Origin of the sequence: Slackia heliotrinireducens DSM 20476 (assembly GCF_000023885.1) — a bacterium.
GTDB lineage: Bacteria > Actinomycetota > Coriobacteriia > Coriobacteriales > Eggerthellaceae > Slackia > Slackia heliotrinireducens.
The window spans coordinates 1,390,966-1,408,545 of sequence record NC_013165.1 but is presented as its reverse complement, the minus strand read 5'-3'; the positions used below and the strand labels follow the sequence as shown (position 1 = coordinate 1,408,545).

General features: G+C 61.2%; 18 protein-coding genes. 9 read left to right on the top strand and 9 right to left on the bottom strand.

The genetic code is table 11. The annotated features are described in order from the left end of the window. The first annotated feature begins 24 nt into the window (after positions 1 to 24). Both pta and SHEL_RS06005 read left to right on the top strand, forming a co-directional pair. Positions 25 to 1,020: a phosphate acetyltransferase gene (gene pta / locus SHEL_RS06010; protein ID WP_012798355.1), complete on the top strand. Its 996-nt coding sequence runs from the start codon at positions 25 to 27 to the stop codon at positions 1,018 to 1,020. Between the two features lie 643 nt (positions 1,021 to 1,663). Beyond that, on the top strand, positions 1,664 to 2,437 hold the full coding sequence (locus SHEL_RS06005; RefSeq protein ID WP_126513759.1) for a LytR/AlgR family response regulator transcription factor: 774 nt from the start codon (positions 1,664 to 1,666) through the stop codon (positions 2,435 to 2,437). Between the two features lie 173 nt (positions 2,438 to 2,610). On the opposite strand, the gene SHEL_RS15835 is transcribed toward SHEL_RS06005, so the two are convergent. The 8 genes from SHEL_RS15835 to rnd all read right to left on the bottom strand — a co-directional run bounded on the left by SHEL_RS15835 (position 2,611) and on the right by rnd (position 9,398). Further along, the gene (locus tag SHEL_RS15835) at positions 2,611 to 2,790 is read right to left on the bottom strand and encodes a hypothetical protein (RefSeq protein WP_420542163.1); all 180 of its coding nucleotides are present in this window, start codon (positions 2,788 to 2,790) and stop codon (positions 2,611 to 2,613) included. Between the two features lie 544 nt (positions 2,791 to 3,334). Beyond that, entirely contained in the window at positions 3,335 to 3,727 is a 393-nt protein-coding gene (locus tag SHEL_RS06000) for a histidine triad nucleotide-binding protein (protein WP_012798353.1), read from the bottom strand. 277 nt (positions 3,728 to 4,004) lie between these two features. Further along, positions 4,005 to 5,204, bottom strand: a complete 1,200-nt coding sequence (locus SHEL_RS05995; RefSeq protein ID WP_012798352.1) for an acetate/propionate family kinase — start codon at positions 5,202 to 5,204, stop codon at positions 4,005 to 4,007. Positions 5,205 to 5,225: 21 nt separating this feature from the next. After that, complete coding sequence (locus tag SHEL_RS05990; RefSeq protein ID WP_012798351.1) at positions 5,226 to 5,570, bottom strand: histidine triad nucleotide-binding protein; 345 nt, start codon at positions 5,568 to 5,570, stop codon at positions 5,226 to 5,228. 66 nt (positions 5,571 to 5,636) lie between these two features. Then, positions 5,637 to 5,888, bottom strand: coding sequence for an exodeoxyribonuclease VII small subunit (gene xseB / locus SHEL_RS05985; protein ID WP_012798350.1), 252 nt, complete (start codon positions 5,886 to 5,888; stop codon positions 5,637 to 5,639). A gap of 24 nt (positions 5,889 to 5,912) precedes the next feature. Next, entirely contained in the window at positions 5,913 to 7,472 is a 1,560-nt protein-coding gene (gene xseA / locus SHEL_RS05980) for an exodeoxyribonuclease VII large subunit (RefSeq protein WP_012798349.1), read from the bottom strand. Between the two features lie 3 nt (positions 7,473 to 7,475). After that, entirely contained in the window at positions 7,476 to 8,150 is a 675-nt protein-coding gene (locus SHEL_RS05975; RefSeq protein WP_012798348.1) for a zinc metallopeptidase, read from the bottom strand. A gap of 66 nt (positions 8,151 to 8,216) precedes the next feature. Continuing rightward, positions 8,217 to 9,398: a ribonuclease D gene (gene rnd, locus SHEL_RS05970; RefSeq protein WP_050749538.1), complete on the bottom strand. Its 1,182-nt coding sequence runs from the start codon at positions 9,396 to 9,398 to the stop codon at positions 8,217 to 8,219. A gap of 685 nt (positions 9,399 to 10,083) precedes the next feature. On the opposite strand from rnd, the gene SHEL_RS05960 reads away from it, so the two are divergent. The 7 genes from SHEL_RS05960 (at position 10,084) to SHEL_RS05930 (ending at position 16,671) form a co-directional block, all read left to right on the top strand. Continuing rightward, positions 10,084 to 10,953, top strand: coding sequence for a polyphosphate kinase 2 family protein (locus SHEL_RS05960; protein WP_012798345.1), 870 nt, complete (start codon positions 10,084 to 10,086; stop codon positions 10,951 to 10,953). A 59-nt stretch (positions 10,954 to 11,012) separates the two neighbouring features. Continuing rightward, positions 11,013 to 12,122 carry an Ldh family oxidoreductase gene (locus SHEL_RS05955; protein WP_012798344.1) on the top strand — a complete coding sequence of 370 codons (1,110 nt, stop codon included), beginning with the start codon at positions 11,013 to 11,015 and terminating at the stop codon, positions 12,120 to 12,122. Positions 12,123 to 12,996: 874 nt separating this feature from the next. After that, positions 12,997 to 13,557: an RNA polymerase sigma factor gene (locus tag SHEL_RS05950; protein WP_012798343.1), complete on the top strand. Its 561-nt coding sequence runs from the start codon at positions 12,997 to 12,999 to the stop codon at positions 13,555 to 13,557. Between the two features lie 6 nt (positions 13,558 to 13,563). After that, positions 13,564 to 14,364: a hypothetical protein gene (locus SHEL_RS05945; RefSeq protein WP_012798342.1), complete on the top strand. Its 801-nt coding sequence runs from the start codon at positions 13,564 to 13,566 to the stop codon at positions 14,362 to 14,364. 13 nt (positions 14,365 to 14,377) lie between these two features. Then, positions 14,378 to 15,277 carry an ABC transporter ATP-binding protein gene (locus SHEL_RS05940; protein ID WP_012798341.1) on the top strand — a complete coding sequence of 300 codons (900 nt, stop codon included), beginning with the start codon at positions 14,378 to 14,380 and terminating at the stop codon, positions 15,275 to 15,277. Beyond that, positions 15,261 to 15,506: a hypothetical protein gene (locus SHEL_RS05935; RefSeq protein WP_012798340.1), complete on the top strand. Its 246-nt coding sequence runs from the start codon at positions 15,261 to 15,263 to the stop codon at positions 15,504 to 15,506. The genes SHEL_RS05940 and SHEL_RS05935 overlap by 17 nt, the downstream gene beginning before the upstream one ends. Positions 15,507 to 15,675: 169 nt before the next feature. Further along, on the top strand, positions 15,676 to 16,671 hold the full coding sequence (locus SHEL_RS05930; RefSeq protein ID WP_012798339.1) for an acyl-CoA thioester hydrolase/BAAT C-terminal domain-containing protein: 996 nt from the start codon (positions 15,676 to 15,678) through the stop codon (positions 16,669 to 16,671). Positions 16,672 to 16,772: 101 nt separating this feature from the next. Here SHEL_RS05930 and SHEL_RS05925 read toward each other — a convergent pair whose 3' ends face one another. Continuing rightward, positions 16,773 to 17,468 carry an MIP/aquaporin family protein gene (locus SHEL_RS05925; RefSeq protein WP_012798338.1) on the bottom strand — a complete coding sequence of 232 codons (696 nt, stop codon included), beginning with the start codon at positions 17,466 to 17,468 and terminating at the stop codon, positions 16,773 to 16,775. Positions 17,469 to 17,580: the final 112 nt, after the last annotated feature.

Here is a 17,580-nt window from a genome sequence, read left to right as displayed (position 1 = left end):
TTATGTACCGAAAGGATATTCCTAATGGCAAAGTTCAACGACTTCATGATCGAGCGCGCCAAAGCCGACGTGAAGACCATCGTGCTTCCCGAGGGCGCCGACCCCCGCACGCTCGAGGCCGCCGAGATCATCCTGGCCGAGAAGATTGCCGACCTGATCATCATCGGCAACGAGGCCGACATCGTCGCCAGCGGACGCAACCTGGAAGGCGCCACGATTATCGACAACACCACGTCCGAGCTGCGTGCCGAGCTGGCCGAGCAGCTCTACGAGATTCGCAAGAACAAGGGCATGACCCCCGAGGACGCCATGGCACTCATGGACGACGTCAACTACTTCGGCACCATGCTGCTCAAGACCCGCCGCGCTGACGGCCTGGTCAGCGGCGCGGCCCACTCCACCGCCGACGTGCTGAAGCCGGCACTGCGCATCATCCGCACCGCGCCCGGCACCAAGACCGTGAGCTCCTTCTTCATGATCGAAGTTCCCGACTGCCCCTACGGCGAAGACGGCCTGTTCATGTTCAGCGACTGCGGCGTTGTGATTCAGCCCTCCGCCGAGGAGCTGAGCGAGATCGCCATCGCCGCCGCGCACTCCTTCGAGGACCTGGTGCAGAAGCCCGCGCGCGTGGCCATGCTTTCGCACTCCACCAAGGGCAGCGCCAAGGACGCCGACGCCGACAAGGTTATCGAAGCCACACGCCTGGCCCAGGAGAAGGCCCCCGATCTGGCCATCGACGGCGAGCTGCAAGGCGACGCGGCAATCGTTCCCCATGTGGGAGAATCCAAGGCCCCGGGTTCGAAGATCGCAGGCCACGCCAACGTGCTGATCTTCCCCGACCTGGATGCCGGCAACATCGCCTACAAGATGGCCCAGCGCCTGGCCAAGGCCGACGCCTTCGGCCCCATCACCCAGGGTTTGGCCATGCCCATGAACGATTTGTCCCGCGGCTGCGTGGCTTACGACATCGTGGGAGCCGTTGCCATCACCTCCGTCCAGGCCCACTGCGCCGGCGTCTAACGCGTCAGTGTGTCACTAGGGACGTTTCCTACTGACACATTTCTGCGCCAGTAGGGACGTTTCTTACTGACACATTTCTGCGCCAGTAGGGACACATCCGACACCGACGAACCACATATGCCACCAAGCAAAGAGACCCTCTCGAACATCCCGAGAGGGTCTCTCTTTGGGACAAAAGGGACAGTCCCCATTGTCCCAACCCGGCTCTGCAACACTTCGTCGACATCCCCACAACCCATCGCCCCTTTTCTGCGCCAACGCGGTCGCCTACCCTCGCATTGCCTAAGCCGACAGCCATATCCGACCAGAGAACGAAAACAGGCGCGCAGGGACCTCCGACGCGCAGGTTCAACCCAGACAGCAAAAGCCGCGTTTTTTCGTGCGGCAACCACCGGATATACGAAGCGTAAATCCTGCTTGTCGTCCGATGCAATTTGGATTATCCGGCCAATGCGATCATGCCAAACCGCATACCGTTGCCAAGCGGGCTCCTTCACCTGTGAGACCTTGGCAAAAAGTGATTTTCACCAATCTTAACAGGCGCTTTGTTATTGTCGGCAGGTTATCCGTCATATCTGGATGATGATGTAAACCACCTCTATCCTTAAAATATCCCAATCACGAAAACCAGGGATGGGATGCAGTGCGCCGAAAGCCGCAAGCTTACGGCAGTAAATCAAAAACGAGTATGTCGACACTTGAGAGAACCACATATCGCATTGTCGTCACGACAGACGATTTCCGCCGCACATCGGAACTTTTCGAACCTCTTTTGGAGCAATTCCCTCTTGCCGACGCGGAAATCGTTCCGCAAACCCCCGACGAATTCGTGCGAGCGCTCGAAACCGCGAACGGCTTCCCTCAACCGAGCATCCTTATCACGAAGACAACGCTTCCCGACAAAACCGATGTCGTCGGGCTTCTCAACGCGCACCCGTTGGATAGCACGCAAGTCATCTTCGTCGGAAACGAGCCTGCTGACCACACGCGCGTCTACCTTGTTCCTCATGCAGGGTTCGTTAGCGAACCGATTGAAATCGACAACTTGCAATTGGCCCTTGAGCTAGCATTCCGCAATCTGAGACGGCAAGACAGGCAAACGCTGGTTGTGAAGAACGGCTCCTCGGTGTACGCAATCGACACCGGCGACATCCTTTATATGGAAAGCGACCTGCGCATCGTCAACATCCATACTGCGGACGAGGTCATCAAAACATACGCCACGCTTTCGGAGTTCTCTGCGAAGCTACCCGACACGTTCATCCAGTGCCACAAGAGCTTCATAGTCAACTCGAGCTACATTCGCGAAATCACCAACAGCGACCTCGTTCTTCAGGATGGGACGACCGTTCCGATCAGCCGCAGACGCCGCAAGTCTACAATAGACGCCTTTAATCGTCTGTTCCCAGCGGTTTAAAGGGTCCTCTGCGGCGCCATAAGCGTAAATCCAATCTCCAGATCCAGCAAATCGACGGGGCGGACCGAAGCCGTTTCGCTGCTGGAATTCACGCAATGCCGTTTGAGAGCCGCTTGGGTCCAGCAAGTTGCCATTGCACCGGACATGGTCAGGCGACACCGCTTACCACCGGATTACAGCCGACCCGTTTGCATATACCCTTTCGAATCGAAGTGGTGCCATTTGCCTGAAATCTCCTGCCGACAGCTCTTTGGGTGGCCGTCTTGAAACGGCGGCTTATCCTGTTGGAGAAGCCATACGAAGTTCCTACCTGGATGCAATGCGTTCCCGCCGGCGGTCCGATCGACGCGCACGCCTCATCCTTGAGCCGGTTTGCGTAGCATCTGCAGAACCGGATTTGCTTCTGGTTGGCATCGTGCGGTCTCAGATTCCGGAATCCCCCAATCGCCGCAGCCTGAACCGAACGCCATGTTTACCTTCCCTGGGGAAGACGGCGTGAACCTGCACCGACCATGGCAAGGTGTTCCAGTTGGGAGGTCGGAGTGACGTTGATTCGGTTCGGCGATTTGGTCATCATTGGCTCCTGCAATCGCACCATCGCCAGAATCCTCTGCCGAATCGGTCAGAATCGCAGCCTCGTTGTCCGCATCCAATTATGGTCAACGGCCTCATTGGCGAAATCGGACGCAGCATGCTTCATGATGCGCAACGCCGAGCGTTCCCCATCGCCTATCGAACCCTGTGCGAATTCCGGCGATTCGCAAATTACGCCCATAGCGAAAGCGCCCGGATTTCCGAGCGCTTGCGGCCTGTCCTTGGCGTGATTTGAGCTGTGCAGACTTGTCCCCGTTGACGCAATAACGTGTCGAACGGACGCGTCCCTGCTGACACATGGTCTTAGCAGTAGCCGTACTTGGCGGCGTTGGTGGCAGCGGGGCCCCAGTCCTGGTCGTTGGGACGCGGCATGTGCCCGCCGCCCAGGATGTGCACGTGCAGATGCTTCACGCTCTGGCTGGCATCGTCGCCGGTGTTCACCAGCACGCGGTAGCCGCCCTCGGTCACGCCCTTCATCTCGGCGATCTTGCCGACCAGGCCGAACACATGGCCCAGCGTTTCCTCGGGCACGCCGTCGCCGATGTTGGCGTAGTGGTCCTTGGGGATGATCAGCGTATGCACGGGCATCAGCGGGTCGTTGTCGTCGAACACGATGCACGTATCGTCCTCGTAGACCTTGCTCGTGGGCACCTCGCCCTTGGCTATCTTACAGAAAATGCAGTTCTCGTCTTGCATGGCAGAACCTTTCTCGAGTTTTCAGTTCCGCACATTCTAATGCAAGAACGCCGCCCTGTGAGCAGCTTCACTATAGCTTGATAAAGTGTTTTCGGATCCGACCGCGCGCGTGGCCCTCGGGACTTAGGGGACGCAGCCCATTGTCCATTCGGCGACACGTCGACGCATGCGTCAGCGAACAGACAATGGGGACGGAGCCTTCTGTCCGTTCGCTGCCAGATTGGCGTATGCGTCAGCGAAGGGACGAAGGCTCCGTCCCCGTTGTCCACCACCCTGCCTAGAGGGCCGAGACGATCTCTTGGGTGTCGGCGGCGATCATGTACTCTTCGCCGGCGGGGATGACGATGATCTTCACGGGGGAATCGTCTCGGGAGATGATGCGCTCATGGCCATTGTTGTGGGTGCGGTTCTTCTCCTGGTCAAGAATGATGCCCAGCGGCTGCAGGCCCGCGAACACGCGTCGGCGGATGATCTCGGCGTTTTCGCCAACGCCTGCGGTCAGCACGATGGCATCCACGCCGGCCATTTCCACGATGTACTGGCCCAGGTATTTCCTGATGGAGTGCGCGTACATGTCGTATGCCAGCGACGCGCGGGCATCGCCTTTCGACGCCGCCTCGGTAATGTCGCGCACGTCGTTTGAAATCCCCGAAATGCCAAGCAGACCCGACTGGCGGTTCATGATGTCCTCGACCTCGTCGGCGGAATACCCCGCCTTGATCAGGTACGTCACGATGGCCGGGTCGATTGAGCCGCAGCGCGTGCCCATCATCAGGCCGTCCAGCGGCGTGAAACCCATGGACGTGTCCACCGCGATGCCGTGGTCGACGGCCGCCATGGAGCATCCGTTTCCCAAATGGCACGTGACGATTTTCAGGTCCTCGACGTGCTGACCCAAAAGCGCGGCGCAGCGCTGTGCGATGTAGCGGTGCGAGGTGCCGTGCGCGCCGTACTTGCGGATGCGGTGCTCCTTGGCGAGCTCGTACGGCAGCGGGTACATATGTGTGCTGGGCGGCAGCGTTTGGAAGAACGCCGTGTCGAAAACGGCCACCTGCGGCAGGCCGGGCAGCAGCTTCTTACACGCATCGATGCAGGCCAGAGCCGGCGGATTGTGCAGCGGCGCAAGCTCGGACAGGCCGTCGATCTTCGCGATGACATCGTCGTCGATCAGCACCGATTTACTGAAAACGTCGCCGCCGTGCAGCACGCGGTGCCCGATGGCATCGATCTCGTCAAGGCTGGCCACGGCGGGCTTTTCGCCTGCGGTCAGTTCGGCCAGCACCGCGCCCAGGGCCTCTTCGTGATCGTCGAACCGCTGGTCGAAAATGCGCTCGAGCGTATCGGCGCCGTGCTTGACGCAGGGCTCGTCGCAGCCCACGCGTTCACAGAGCCCTTTCGCCAGGGTAACCGGCCCGTCTGCGTCGATGAGCTGGTATTTCAACGATGAAGAGCTCGCGTTTATTACGAGGATGTTCACGTGCTTGATCTCCTGTCGCCCTTACAGTGCCGGCGATCCTTCGTTCATCTTGGCGCCGCCGAGCACATGGATGTGCAGATGCTTCACGACCTGCTGGGCGTCTTCGCCGGTGTTGACGATCACGCGATAGCCGCTTTCGGCCACGCCCTTGATCTCGGCAACTTTCTTCACGGTGTTGAACAGGTGCCCCATCAGCTCGTCAGGCATGTCGTCGTTCATGTTCGCGTAATGAGCCTTCGGCACGATGAGCGTGTGCACGGGCATCTGCGGGTTGGCGTCCTCGAAGGCCATGACCAGGTCGTCTTCGTAAACCACCGTGGTCGGGATCTCTCCGTTGGCAATCTTGCAGAAAATGCAGTCGGACATGGTGCTCCGCCTCCCTAAACGCGTGTTGATGTGCGTTGTTAATGATACGGGAATGCGCGGCGAACGTTACGAAAGAGTGGTGTCAGTGGTCGCATCGTCGGCGCTAACGTCCAGTTGCCCCATCAAAACGTCCACTTTCTGCTGGGCCTCGGTCAGGCGGCCCTTGAGCGACGACAGCAGCTGGATGCCGCGTTCGTACAGCTTCAGGCTCTGCTCCAGCTCCAGCGTGTTGCTTTCCAGCTTCGCCACGATGGAATCCAGTTCGGACATGGCCTCGCGGAAGCTGAGCTCTTCGATGGCGGTCATTTCATCAGACATAGTAACACCTTTCTTGAACAGGGGTTATTCAGCAGGTTGCAGCGCGTCGACGGTGCAGTCGAGCGAACCGTCCGACACGCGGACTTCGATGCGGTCGCCGGGTTTGACCTGGTCCACGTTCTTGACCACGTGCCCTTCCCCATCGGTCGCCATGGCGTAGCCGCGGGACAACACCGTGAGCGGCGACAGGTCGTGCATGCGTCCGGCCGACAGGGCCAGCTCGTGGTTGAAGGGGTCCAGCATGCCGCCGGCCACCGTGCGCATGCGGGCTTCCAGCGTGTCCACGGCCGTCTTGTCGCGGGAGATTCCCAAGGGAAGCGCCCGGGCCAGACGGGCGGACGTGACCTCCAGGTCCCGCTCGAAGGGCGTGGTGGCTCCGGCTAAGGAGCGGGTCAGACGGCCCGCCGCAACGTCCAGCTGGTTGCGGTGCGGCGCGGTGGTGGCCTCAAGCGAGCGGGCCAGGCGCGCAGCCGCCGTGTCGACCTGCGTAGCGAAGGGAACGGTGGCGCCTGCCAACAGGCGCTCCAGGCGGTCCTGGGTCATGTCCAGCGTGAGCTCGTCGGTGGCGAACAAGGTGTGCGGATCCTTGAACAGCGGCCGGTCCTCGGCGCGACGCACGTTCATGGCAGCGCGGTCGATGGCGTACTGCACGCCCGAAGCCAGCGACGCCGCATAGGTGCCGAACGTTTCCTCCAGCATGTCCTGGCTCGGCGACACGAAGAGCGCCGCACCCGTGGGCGTGGATTGGCGCACGTCGGCCACCATGTCGGCGATGGTGGTGTCGGGTTCGTGTCCGATGCCCGTGACGATGGGAATCGGGCAGGCCACGATGGCCCGGCACAACGCCTCATCGTTGAAAGGCATCAGGTTCTCGAAGGACCCGCCGCCGCGCACCAGCAAAATGACGTCCACTTTGGCGCGATAGCATGCCCGCAGGCCTTCGATCATATATTCGGCGGCGTGCTCGCCCTCCACCGGCACGCCCGCCACCTGCACGGTTGCCACTGGGAAGCGGCGGCGCAGGGTGCGCAGCACGTCGTGGACGGCGTCGCCCCGAGGGGACGTGACCACGCCGATACGTTCCGGAAACGCCGGCACCGGCACCTTGCGCGCCGGGTCCATCAGGCCTTCGTTCTGAAGCTTGCGGGCCAAATCGGCCACCTTTTTGCGCAGGTCGCCTTCGCCCGCCTGCTTCAGCGTGAACACGTCGAAGTTCATGCGGCCCTGCTTGGGATACAGCGTGAACCGGCCGGTCATTTCGACCTTCATGCCGATGGTCACACCGTCGGTCTTGTCATAGCGGTTGAACCACATCATGCACGGCAACGCGGCCGACGCGTCCTTCACCGTGAAGTACGCAGCCTTGTAGCCGCGCTTCACGTTGACTTCGGACACTTCGCCCACGATGGTCACCGTGATGTGCTCGAGCGCCCCCTTGGCCAGGTTCATGGCCTCGGACACGGTAAGCGGCCGTTTGCCGTCGGCCGCTTGGGGCTCATCGGCGCGCGAGTCGCCGGCCGAAGAGGTCAGGTTCGGCAAATAGCCAGTTGAGGCGCCTGTGTGCGGCGCTTTGCGATAGGCCATAGGTTAGTTGTCGCGGGAGATGGCCAGCATGTAGAGCAGCTGCAGCAGCGCCGTAAGTGCGGCCGCCACATAGGTCAGGGCGCAGGCGCGCAGCACGCCGTGGGCTCCCTGGAGCTCGGTCTGGTTCACGCCGATCTGCTGCAGATACGCCAGGCCGCGGCGGGAGGCGTCGAATTCCACCGGCAGCGTGACCAGGTGGAACACCAACACGGCTGCGAACATGATGATGCCCAGCTTGACCATTGCCGTGCCCATGCCCGATGCACCCATGGCCAGACCGATGAAGAAGACGATCATCCAGCCGTTGGATGCCAGGTTGACCACCGGCACCATGGCGCTGCGCAGTTTCATGAAGGTGTAGCCCTCGGCGTACTGGCAGGCGTGGCCCACCTCGTGCACGGCGGTGGCGATGGCCGTGACCGACGGCACGTTGTAGGCCTCGGTGCCCAGCGTGACGGAGTTCGTGCGTGGGTCGAAATGGTCCACGTTGGGTCCGCCCGGCAAGATGCCGACCTGGGGAATTCCCTTGTCAAGCGTCATGCGGCGCGCCATCTGCGAGCCCGTCAGTCCGGTGGTGGTGGGCACGTTGCTGTATTTCTTCAACATGTGGTTCACATACAGCGACGCGCTACCGCCGATGACCAGCGTGATGAACATGGTGAACATGTAAAAGCCCATTTGGGTCCTCCTTGGTCGAGGCGTTTGTATCTTGTCTATTATACGGCTGTTGCGCCAGACTTCGGGTTAGGCGTCGGGGCCTTTTGGCTTTCGGGAAGACGACCGTGAACGGCGCGTTACCTTCAGGTTGCCGTCTTCGATGCGCAGGGCCAGCTCCCCGTTGACCAGCTTCAAGAGCTCGTCGCCAACCATGCGCTTGCGCCATCCCTTCAGCACGTCGCAGCGCTCGTAGTGGCCGCGGGCGATGTGGACCAGTTCGTCGTGGGACACCAGCACCTGGAAGGCCACGTTGTTCTCGCGGGCGCGCAGGCGCACCAACGCGGTCATCAGGTCAACCTGTGCATCCACGTTGCGTTCGCTCTTCGCAGGACGCGGCAGCTCAGGCCAGGTTTCCGGGTCCTCGCGGTAGGCGGCCTGGCACTCGCGCAGCACCTCGCGGGCATCGTCCAGCTTCAATATGCGATCCACGCCGCGCACCATGAACAGCTCGTCGATGCTTTGCGGCTCGCGCTTGCAGATTTCGACCAGCTGCTCGTCGGTGAGCACCCACTTGCGCGGGATGTTGCGTTTCATGGCCTTGCGTTCGCGCCATGCGGCCACGTTGCGCGCGCACGCCAGCTGCTGCTGGTTGAGCTGGTTGACGCGCTTGAGGTGCAAGAAGCGCTCCTCGGGCGGCTTCTCGTAGTTGGACGGGTCGGACAGGTCGCGGAAATCCGAGGCCAGCCAGTCCATGCGGTTGAGCTTCTTGAGCTTGCGCGACATGCTGTCGTAGAGCTTCGGCAGATAGATGACGTCATCGAGCGCGTACTGGAGCTGGGATTTCGTGAGCGGACGACGGGACCAGTCGGTGTAGGAGTCGGCCTTTTTCAGGTGGACCCCCAACTCGTTCATGACAAGCGGGCCGTAGCCGATCTGCGTGGTGTGGCCCAGCAGCGCGGCGGCGATCTGCGTGTCGAAAATCGGCGCGGGCAGGCAGCCCATTTCGATGTTGATGATCTCCAGGTCCTGACGGGAGGCGTGGAACAGCTTGAGGATGTTCTCGTCCTGGAACAGGACGTTGAGCGCCGACAGATCGTGCAGGCGCAGCGGATCCACCGCCACGGCACGCTCCGGCGTGGCCAGTTGAATCAGGCACAGCTTGGGCCAATATGTCTTCTCGCGCATGAATTCCGTGTCGATGGCCAGCACCTTGTGAGCGCGGGCATGCTCCACGAATGCGTCGAGCTGGGTCTGTTCGGTAATCAACAATGCAAATCCTTATTGGTCGGTTGATTCGCTATTGTAGTACGACGGCCGCTTGCCATATAGATGTTGTGCCCGAACCTCCCGAAATCCCAATATGTACGCGCCCCCGGGACTTTGGGGACGGAGCCTTCTGTCCCTCTTTCCGGCATGTCAATTTGCCCCTCTTGCACGGCTTCCCCGCCCATCCGACCGCGGCCGTATTCCAGGGGTTGGACAAAGGGGACCGTCTCGCAACCGCGGATCTGTCCCTGCTGACACAAAATTGAGTCAAACGGAAACGTCCCTGCTGACACAGTGGGACAAGGGCCTGGTCCCACACAAAAAAGAGGGGACCCTTGCGGATCCCCTCCCTGTTCAGCTCGTTGCGCCAGGCGCGTTTCGACTTCGCGCGGTTGTACTTGGCATCGCCGTGGGCCCCATGCCCGCAGGCGAAACCGTTGTAACGCGGCTTGCCGGCAAGCGTCGCCTCCTCGGCGGACAGATGCCACACCGCACCGCTTTTCTGCGGTTTATGCTTCTTGCTAGCCATATGGTCACCTCCTCTCGCAGAAACGTCCGCAAGTATAGCACGCCCGCGCACGCCCCCGCGCTAGCTCAGCGCAACCATATGGCAACAAACGCTCGTCCCGCTCCCCCAGCCCTAGCGTTATACTGGTTTCGCACTATCAGAACTACGAAGGAGACTCGAATGGAACTCAAAGACTGCATCGTCGACGGCTCGAAGCATTTCCATATCGCCGACGCGCCCACTTCGGCGAAGATCCCGAAATCCGAACGCGAACACTACGAGGAGCTCACCGATGCCAACCGCCAGCGCATAATCGAGCTGCAGGACCGCCTGTACGCCCAAGGTTGCGAAGGCGTGCTGGTCATGTTCCAGGCCATGGACGCCGCCGGCAAGGACTCCACCATCAAGCACGTCATGAGCGGCATGAACCCGCAAGGCGTCGAAGTATACAGCTTCAAAACCCCGTCCAAGGAGGAACTGGCCCACGACTACCTGTGGCGCGCCTATTCCCACCTGCCCAAACGCGGCAACATCGGCGTGTTCAACCGCAGCTACTACGAGGACGTGCTGGTGGTGCGCACCCACGGCCTGTGGCACGACTACAACATGCCGAAACGCTGCCTCGACATGTCCGAAAAGGACTTCTTCGCGGCGCGCTACAAGCACATCGCCGGCTTCGAGAAGCACCTCTACGAAAACGGATATCGCCTGGTCAAGGTGTTTTTGAACGTGGGAATGGACGAACAGAAGAAACGCTTCATCGCACGCATCGACGAACCAGCCAAAAACTGGAAGTTCTCCCCCGCCGACCTTGACGAACGCCCCTTGTGGCCGAAGTACATGGAGGCCTTCGAGGACGCCATCAACGGCACGTCCACCAAGCATTGCCCCTGGTACGTGATTCCCGCCGACCAGAAGTGGTACGCCCGCTACCTGGTAAGCGAAGCGCTGCTGGCCACGCTTGAGGACATAAACCCGCAATACCCCACCGTCTCGGAAGAAGACCTGGAAACCATGGCCGTCTGCAAGGTGCGCCTGGAAACCGAATAGCCTTGTTGCAAGGCGCACGCGCCGCCAAAAGACCCGAACCGACCGCTGAAGGAGGCCCCATGGAAACCCGCCCCTACATCCCCTGGGACATGCTGAACTCGTTCATGATCGACGTGTTCAAGGCTTACGGGGTGCCCGAAGAAGACGCCGCCATCTGCGCCGACGTGCTGATCGAAAGCGACCGGCGCGGCATCGAGAGCCACGGCTGCAACCGCTTCAAGCCCATCTACCTGGACCGCATCAAAAACGGCACGCTGCTGCCTGTCACCAAGATAGACATCGTGAAGGAGACGCCCACCACGGTGGTCATGGACGCCAACAACGGCATGGGCATGGTGGCAAGCTACCGCATGATGGAGATGCTCGTCGAGAAGGCCCGCACCTACGGCATGGCCGGCGGCACCGTGTTCAACTCGACCCACTACGGCATAGCCGGCTACTGGACCGGCATGGCCGAGCGTGCCGGCATGATCGGCATCACGGGCACCAACGCACGCCCGTCCGTGGCTCCCACCTGGGGCGTCGAACCCATGATGGGCACCAACCCGCTCACCTTCACCATGCCCACCGACGAGGAGTTCCCCTTCAACTTCGACTGCGCCACGAGCACCGTGCAGAACGGCAAGATCGAATACTACGAGCGCATCGGCAAGCCCACGCCCGCAGGCCTGGTGGTAACCCCCGACGGCGGCACCATGACCGACTCCGGGCAGATTCTGCGCGACATGCGACAGGGCCAGTGCGCGCTAACGCCTTTGGGCGGGCTGGGCGAAGACACCGGCGGCTACAAGGGCTACGGCTTCACAACGATCGTCGAGATCCTGTCGGCGGCGCTGGCAGGCGGCCCCTACATGAAGGAGCTGTCCGGCAAGAACCCCGACGGCTCCAACAAGATGTACCGCCTGGGACATTTCTTCTTCGTCATCAACCCCGAGTTCTTCATGGGGCTGGACACGTTCCGCGAAACGGCGGGCGGGATCTGCCGAGAGCTGCGCGCCTCGCAGAAAGCCCCCGGCGCCGAGCGAATCTACACCGCCGGCGAAAAGGAATGGGACGCCTGGCAGGAACGTAAAGACAAAGGCTGCCCCGTGGGCGAATCCGTCCAGAAGGAGCTGCTGTACCTGCGCGACACGTGCAACCTGGACTACCGGTTCCCCTTCGAGGACTGACGCCCAGCACCCAGGCTCGCCAAGACCTTGGCACCACGCAGCCCGCACGGCAAAGCCGACGCGCCGAACGAAACGGCCGCGATCTGCATGCACCAACCAGGAGGCTCCCTTCGGGGGGCCTCCTTTCGTCTGCCGGCACGGCCCTTTCGGGGGGCCTCCTTTCGTTTGCCGCCACGGCACCTTCCCAACAGCCCCGCCGGAAAAGACCGGCAAGTTTTGTGTTTCTTGTCGTGGCCGGCGCGCGCACCGTGCATATATAGAAATCATCATCGCTGGTCACCCTAAGCTTCTGCCGAACATCCGCACCGCAGATCCGCCGAGCCCTGCGCACGCACGTACGCCGTGCGTTGGTGGAGCGTTGGGAACGTTACGGTTTAATACACCCTTAGGCGGTCCCGGTTGCAGTACCCAACACATGCCACTACGTTTCCCAGACTTCCGACTTCGCAGCTGTCCTTATACCCATCGCGGCTGACTCCTTACAGTCGCAAACAGCCCACAGTCAGAGCATGCAAAGGGGCCGCCGCCCAATTTCCCACCGTTCTGGCACGGGCGTCCGCTGCGCGACTGTTCTTCTCCCCACCGCTGTGGCGTCGCGGTCCAGAACGTGCACGATTCCCCCGCTGTGGCGTCGCCGCCTGAGACGAGAATACTCCTCACACCGAACACGCCCGAAGCCGCAACGACGAACGTCGAACCATCGACTCCCAAGTCGCGCGGCCTCACTCGTCACGCCCTGCGCGCCACGCAGAAGCGCGTTTTCCCATGTCGCATCTATGTGCGCGTTTGTCGCGGGTCGGTTGCACTCCAACATAATCGAAGACATCCATGCACCGGCACCGCAGGGCCAACGTCGACCGACGATGGAAACAAGATGGAAAGCCCCCTGAAAACGAAATCCATCCGCACATTCGGCGGCCATTTCGCGTTGTCATGGTTAGAGGAGGTGATGGCTTTGCCGCTCAGAAAGCAAAGCAACCTGGATTACGAGCAAGCGCGGCACATAGTTGAGGAATGCTACGATAGCATCTTGGCGTACTGCACCCGCCATGCCCCGGCCGGCTACGAAGCGGCCGACCTGGCCCAGGAGACGTTTTTGCGGTTCGTCCGCACGCGAAGCTACCAAGACCGCGGAAGGCCCATAGCGTATCTCATGACCATAGCCAGAAACGTCTGCATCGACGCCGGCCGTAAAAACCGGCTGCAAACGGTGCCGCTGGATTTCGAACCCGCAGATCCCGAAGACGAGTTCTGCGCGGACGTCCGCAAGGCCTTGGAATCGCTGCCCGATGAGCCCCGCGAGCTTCTGGAGATGCGGTACGGCTTCGGACTGCAGGTCAACGAGATAGCGCGCATGTTCGACGAAAGCCGCTATGCAACACGCAGGAAGATCAAGAAAGCGCTCGAGCTGTTGCACGAGGAATTGAAGGGGTGAGAACCGATGGAGGAAAGCAACACCGCACGGATGAAGATATCGATACGCAAATGCTTCGACGACCAGAAGCCCGAAACCGCATACGAGCATATGGACGTCCTGGCCCTGATGATGGTTGAGGAAGACAAGTGGGCGCGCGAAGACGCCAGGCGGCAGAGGGGGTTCGCGTGGTTCGTTCGCAGCCAAGTGCGCTACATACCGGCCTGGGTGTGGTTGACTCTGGCGGCGGTGGTTGTCCTGGTGTTCGTCGCAAGCCGGTACTCCGACACCGCCTCGGGCATGCCCTGGGCCCTGGGCATGATGGCTTCCATCTGCGTGCTGGCCTGCATGCCTTCGCTCTGCTCAAGCAGGACCTACCGACTTGACGAGCTTGAACAATCGTGCCAGAACAATGCGGCCAACGTGCTTATGGCGCGCCTGCTCATACTGGGTTGCGCCAGCGTCTTCTGCCTGACCCTGCTGATTGCCGCAGCCTGCACGTGGACAAACATCGGCTTGCTGTCCGCGGTCCTTTGGACCTGCCCGCCGTTTTTCCTGTGCACCGCGGGATCGCTTGTGCTGCTCAGGAGCCTTCGCCCCGAAGACGCTCCCCCGGCCTGCGTGGCCCTGACGGCCCTGTTCTGCACCGCTCTTCTGGCCATGGCGAAGATGTTCCCCTTGGCCTACGGGCAGGCGGCGCTTGCCGTGTGGGCGTTCGCGTTCGCGGTGTCGTTTATCTGGATGGTTGCAGAAACAATCGCCCTGATCCGCCGGACGGCCGAGGGCTTCGGAACGCTGCCGCACCGCAGGACGTCCGCAACGTCGTGAAAGGAGCTGACTCGTGAAGCTCATACTGGATAGAATTACCAAGTCCTACAGCGGGAAAACCGCCGTCAACGGCGTGTCCGCAACCCTTGTCCCCGGCGTGACGGGGCTGCTCGGCGCCAACGGAGCCGGCAAAACAACCTTGCTGCGCATAATCTGCGACATCCTGCAGCCGACAGGCGGACGGGTCCTTTACGACGGCGAAGACATCCGCGAGCTGGGACCCGCGTACCGCTCCCTGTTGGGATACCTTCCCCAGGATTTCGGATACTACCCCTCGTTCACCGCGCTGGACTTCATGTGCTACATGGGCGCGCTCAAGGGGTTCGACAAACGCGAAGCGCGCGAGGCCGGCGCGAAGCTGCTGGAGGAAGTGGGCCTTGGCGACGACGTGCACCGCAAGGTGAAAACGTTTTCGGGAGGCATGAAGCAGCGGTTGGGAATCGCCCAGGCCATGCTTGGAAACCCTGCCATCCTGGTGCTGGACGAACCCACGGCGGGCCTCGACCCCAAGGAACGGGTGCGCTTCCGCAACCTGATCGCAGGCTTCGCGCAGGACCGGATCGTGCTTCTGTCGACCCACATCGTAAACGACATCGAGTTTGCGGCCAACCGGATTCTCGTCATGAACGAAGGCATGCTCATTATGGACGGCGCGCCGGAACACGTGGTCGCGCAGGCTGCAGGCAAAGTGTGGGAATGCACCGTGGATGCGCAGCAGGCCGAAGAGATGACCGAGCAGATGCCCGTAGCGAACGTCCGGTACGCGCCGGACGGGCATGCGGTGGTGCGCGTTGTGACCGATACGTCCCCGATGGAAGGCGCCGTTGCGGTGGACCCCACGCTCGAGGACCTGTACCTGTATGTGTTCCGGACCGACGGCAATCAGGGGGTTCCAAATGGCAACGCTGATTAGATACGAGCTGAAAAAGATCCTGGGCAACAGGCCCGGCATGGTTGCATGCGTGTTGGTCCTGCTCATGCTCGTGTTCGCAAACGTGCTCAACCTGGCCATGATCCAGACGCGCGACATCGCCACCGGCGAGCGGATACGCGGCGCGGCCGCCGTCGAGGCCGACTCAAGCCTGGCCGCAGTCTGCATCCCCCTTTCGGCTTCGGTATTCTCGAAGCACCAAGTAAGCTAACGGCTTCGACCTGCGCTCAAACCCAGCCCGACAACAGTAAGGCGTGTGTGGTGCTCTGCTACCATGCACGCCTTTAGCATGCTGCACCGATATGCCGTGCGGAAAGAACTCCCCGACCACCCAAGGAGGAATACCGACACCTATGGAATCGACAGGAAAGGTTTTGAAAATGATCATCAAGATCGTCATCACCGTCATAGTCGTCATCGCCGTCGCAGGCATCGCAATTACTGTGTTGAATCGGTTCAACAGCAGCACTTACACGATCATGCAGGGCTCGTCCATGGACGGCAGCACCCGTTATGAGACCAACGAACAGGTCATATACATCGAAGGCGACTATATGAAAGGCTATCGTTTCAGCCCTGTGGAGCGTACGCACCCGGGCACCGTGGTCGTGTACGGAGGATCCGAAGGTTCGCCGAACTACTGGCAGGCGAAGATGATCGCGGACCAGGGCTACGAGGTGCTGGCTCTGTATTTCTGGGGCCAGGACGGCCAGGCGCCAACGCTGGCGAACGTGCCGCTCGAACAGTTCGACGAGGTGGAAGCATATATCCAGAAGAACGTCGAGCAGCCGACCCCCATCACCGTCATCGGGACGTCGAAGGGTGCCGAATTCAGTGCTGAACTTGCAGCACACGGCTTCGCCATCGACAACCTGGTCAACTTCGCTCCGGCCGACCACACCTACTTCGGGCTCGACTACACGAGCAGAGACGAGCTTCCGAGCTTCACCTACCGCGGCGAGCCCGTGCCCTTCGCCTCGCAGCGTACCATCGGCATCGGCACCTCGGCGAAGCTCATGTGGGACATGATGACCGGATATCCGCCTTCGTACCGCGCGACCTATGAATCCGCGGCGGAAGACTCCGGCGAACTCGGACGCATCGACCTTTCAAGCTTCGAAGGCAACGCCCTGTTCTTCGCAGGAGCCGCGGACGCCATGTGGCAAAGCGAGGTTGCGGCCGAAAACCTCGCCGCCCAAAGCGAGCGCTTCGAAGCCTACATCTACCCCGATGCCGGACATGTGTTTACCGACGACGTCGACAGGCTCGGCACCGGCTGGGAAATCATGTTCGGAGGAACCGCCGAGGGTTCGGCCGCGGCTTTCGAGGACTCTACGGACATCCTCTTCGACCACCTTGCCGCCTGGCACGGCTAGCCCGCACCGACAACCGAAAACATGTGCGAACGAAACAGCGCCGGAGCAGTGGTCAAGTGCTCCGGCGCGTTTCGTAAGAATGGGAATGTTTTTTTCGGTTTCTACTCCTCGTGCTTGCGTCCCTCGATCGCATCGTAGAGAAGGGCTGCGCACAAACCGCCGATCAGAGGCGCCACGATGAACACCCACACGCTGGACAAAGGCTCAGCGTTACCCGTGATGAACGCCATAACCGCAGGTCCAAGGCTTCGGGCGGGGTTGACGGACGTACCCGTGAGCCCGATGCCCAAGATGTGCACCAGCACGAGCGAAAGACCGATGACCAGGCCCGCAACGGGTTTGTGGTCGTACTTGCTGGACGTAGCGCCCAGCACCGCCATCACGAACACGAAGGTGAGTACGATTTCGACGGCCAGCCCCACCGAGGCCCGTCCGCCCACGCCGGCCAGGCCGTTTGCGCCCAAACCGCCGGTCATGTCGGTCACACCGCCTATCAAGAACAGCAGCCAAAGCAGGCAGGCACCCAGAAAAGCGCCAATGACCTGCGCGATTATGTAGCCCGCCAGGTCCTTTCCGCTCATGTCGCCGCGGACGAACACCGCCAACGACACGGCCGGGTTCACATGGCACCCCGACACGTTGCCGATGCTGTAGGCCATCGCCACGATGGCAAGGCCGAAGGCCAGCGCCGTCAGGAGATACCCTCCGTCAGGGCTGGTTCCCACAAGCATGGCTGTACCGCATCCCAAGAACACAAGGACGAACGTGCCGATGCATTCGGATACATACTTTCTCATATCGCTTCTCCTGTCTCTTATGTATCGCCGGGCCTGCCAGGTATCGCCCTGGACGAAACACGCAATGCAACCATGATAGACAGAAGGGTTCACGCACAACCAACACCGCATG

Coding starts and splice junctions, on each gene's coding strand:
- SHEL_RS05935 (WP_012798340.1), top strand. CDS start 15,261: ATGGCAACGCTGATTAGATACGAGCTGAAAAAGATCCTGGGCAACAGG.
- SHEL_RS05950 (WP_012798343.1), top strand. CDS start 12,997: ATGGAAAGCCCCCTGAAAACGAAATCCATCCGCACATTCGGCGGCCAT.
- xseA (WP_012798349.1), bottom strand. CDS start 7,472: ATGGCCTATCGCAAAGCGCCGCACACAGGCGCCTCAACTGGCTATTTG.
- SHEL_RS05945 (WP_012798342.1), top strand. CDS start 13,564: ATGGAGGAAAGCAACACCGCACGGATGAAGATATCGATACGCAAATGC.
- SHEL_RS05925 (WP_012798338.1), bottom strand. CDS start 17,468: ATGAGAAAGTATGTATCCGAATGCATCGGCACGTTCGTCCTTGTGTTC.
- xseB (WP_012798350.1), bottom strand. CDS start 5,888: ATGTCTGATGAAATGACCGCCATCGAAGAGCTCAGCTTCCGCGAGGCC.
- SHEL_RS05930 (WP_012798339.1), top strand. CDS start 15,676: ATGATCATCAAGATCGTCATCACCGTCATAGTCGTCATCGCCGTCGCA.
- SHEL_RS05955 (WP_012798344.1), top strand. CDS start 11,013: ATGGAAACCCGCCCCTACATCCCCTGGGACATGCTGAACTCGTTCATG.
- SHEL_RS06000 (WP_012798353.1), bottom strand. CDS start 3,727: ATGCAAGACGAGAACTGCATTTTCTGTAAGATAGCCAAGGGCGAGGTG.
- pta (WP_012798355.1), top strand. CDS start 25: ATGGCAAAGTTCAACGACTTCATGATCGAGCGCGCCAAAGCCGACGTG.
- SHEL_RS05975 (WP_012798348.1), bottom strand. CDS start 8,150: ATGGGCTTTTACATGTTCACCATGTTCATCACGCTGGTCATCGGCGGT.
- SHEL_RS05990 (WP_012798351.1), bottom strand. CDS start 5,570: ATGTCCGACTGCATTTTCTGCAAGATTGCCAACGGAGAGATCCCGACC.
- SHEL_RS05960 (WP_012798345.1), top strand. CDS start 10,084: ATGGAACTCAAAGACTGCATCGTCGACGGCTCGAAGCATTTCCATATC.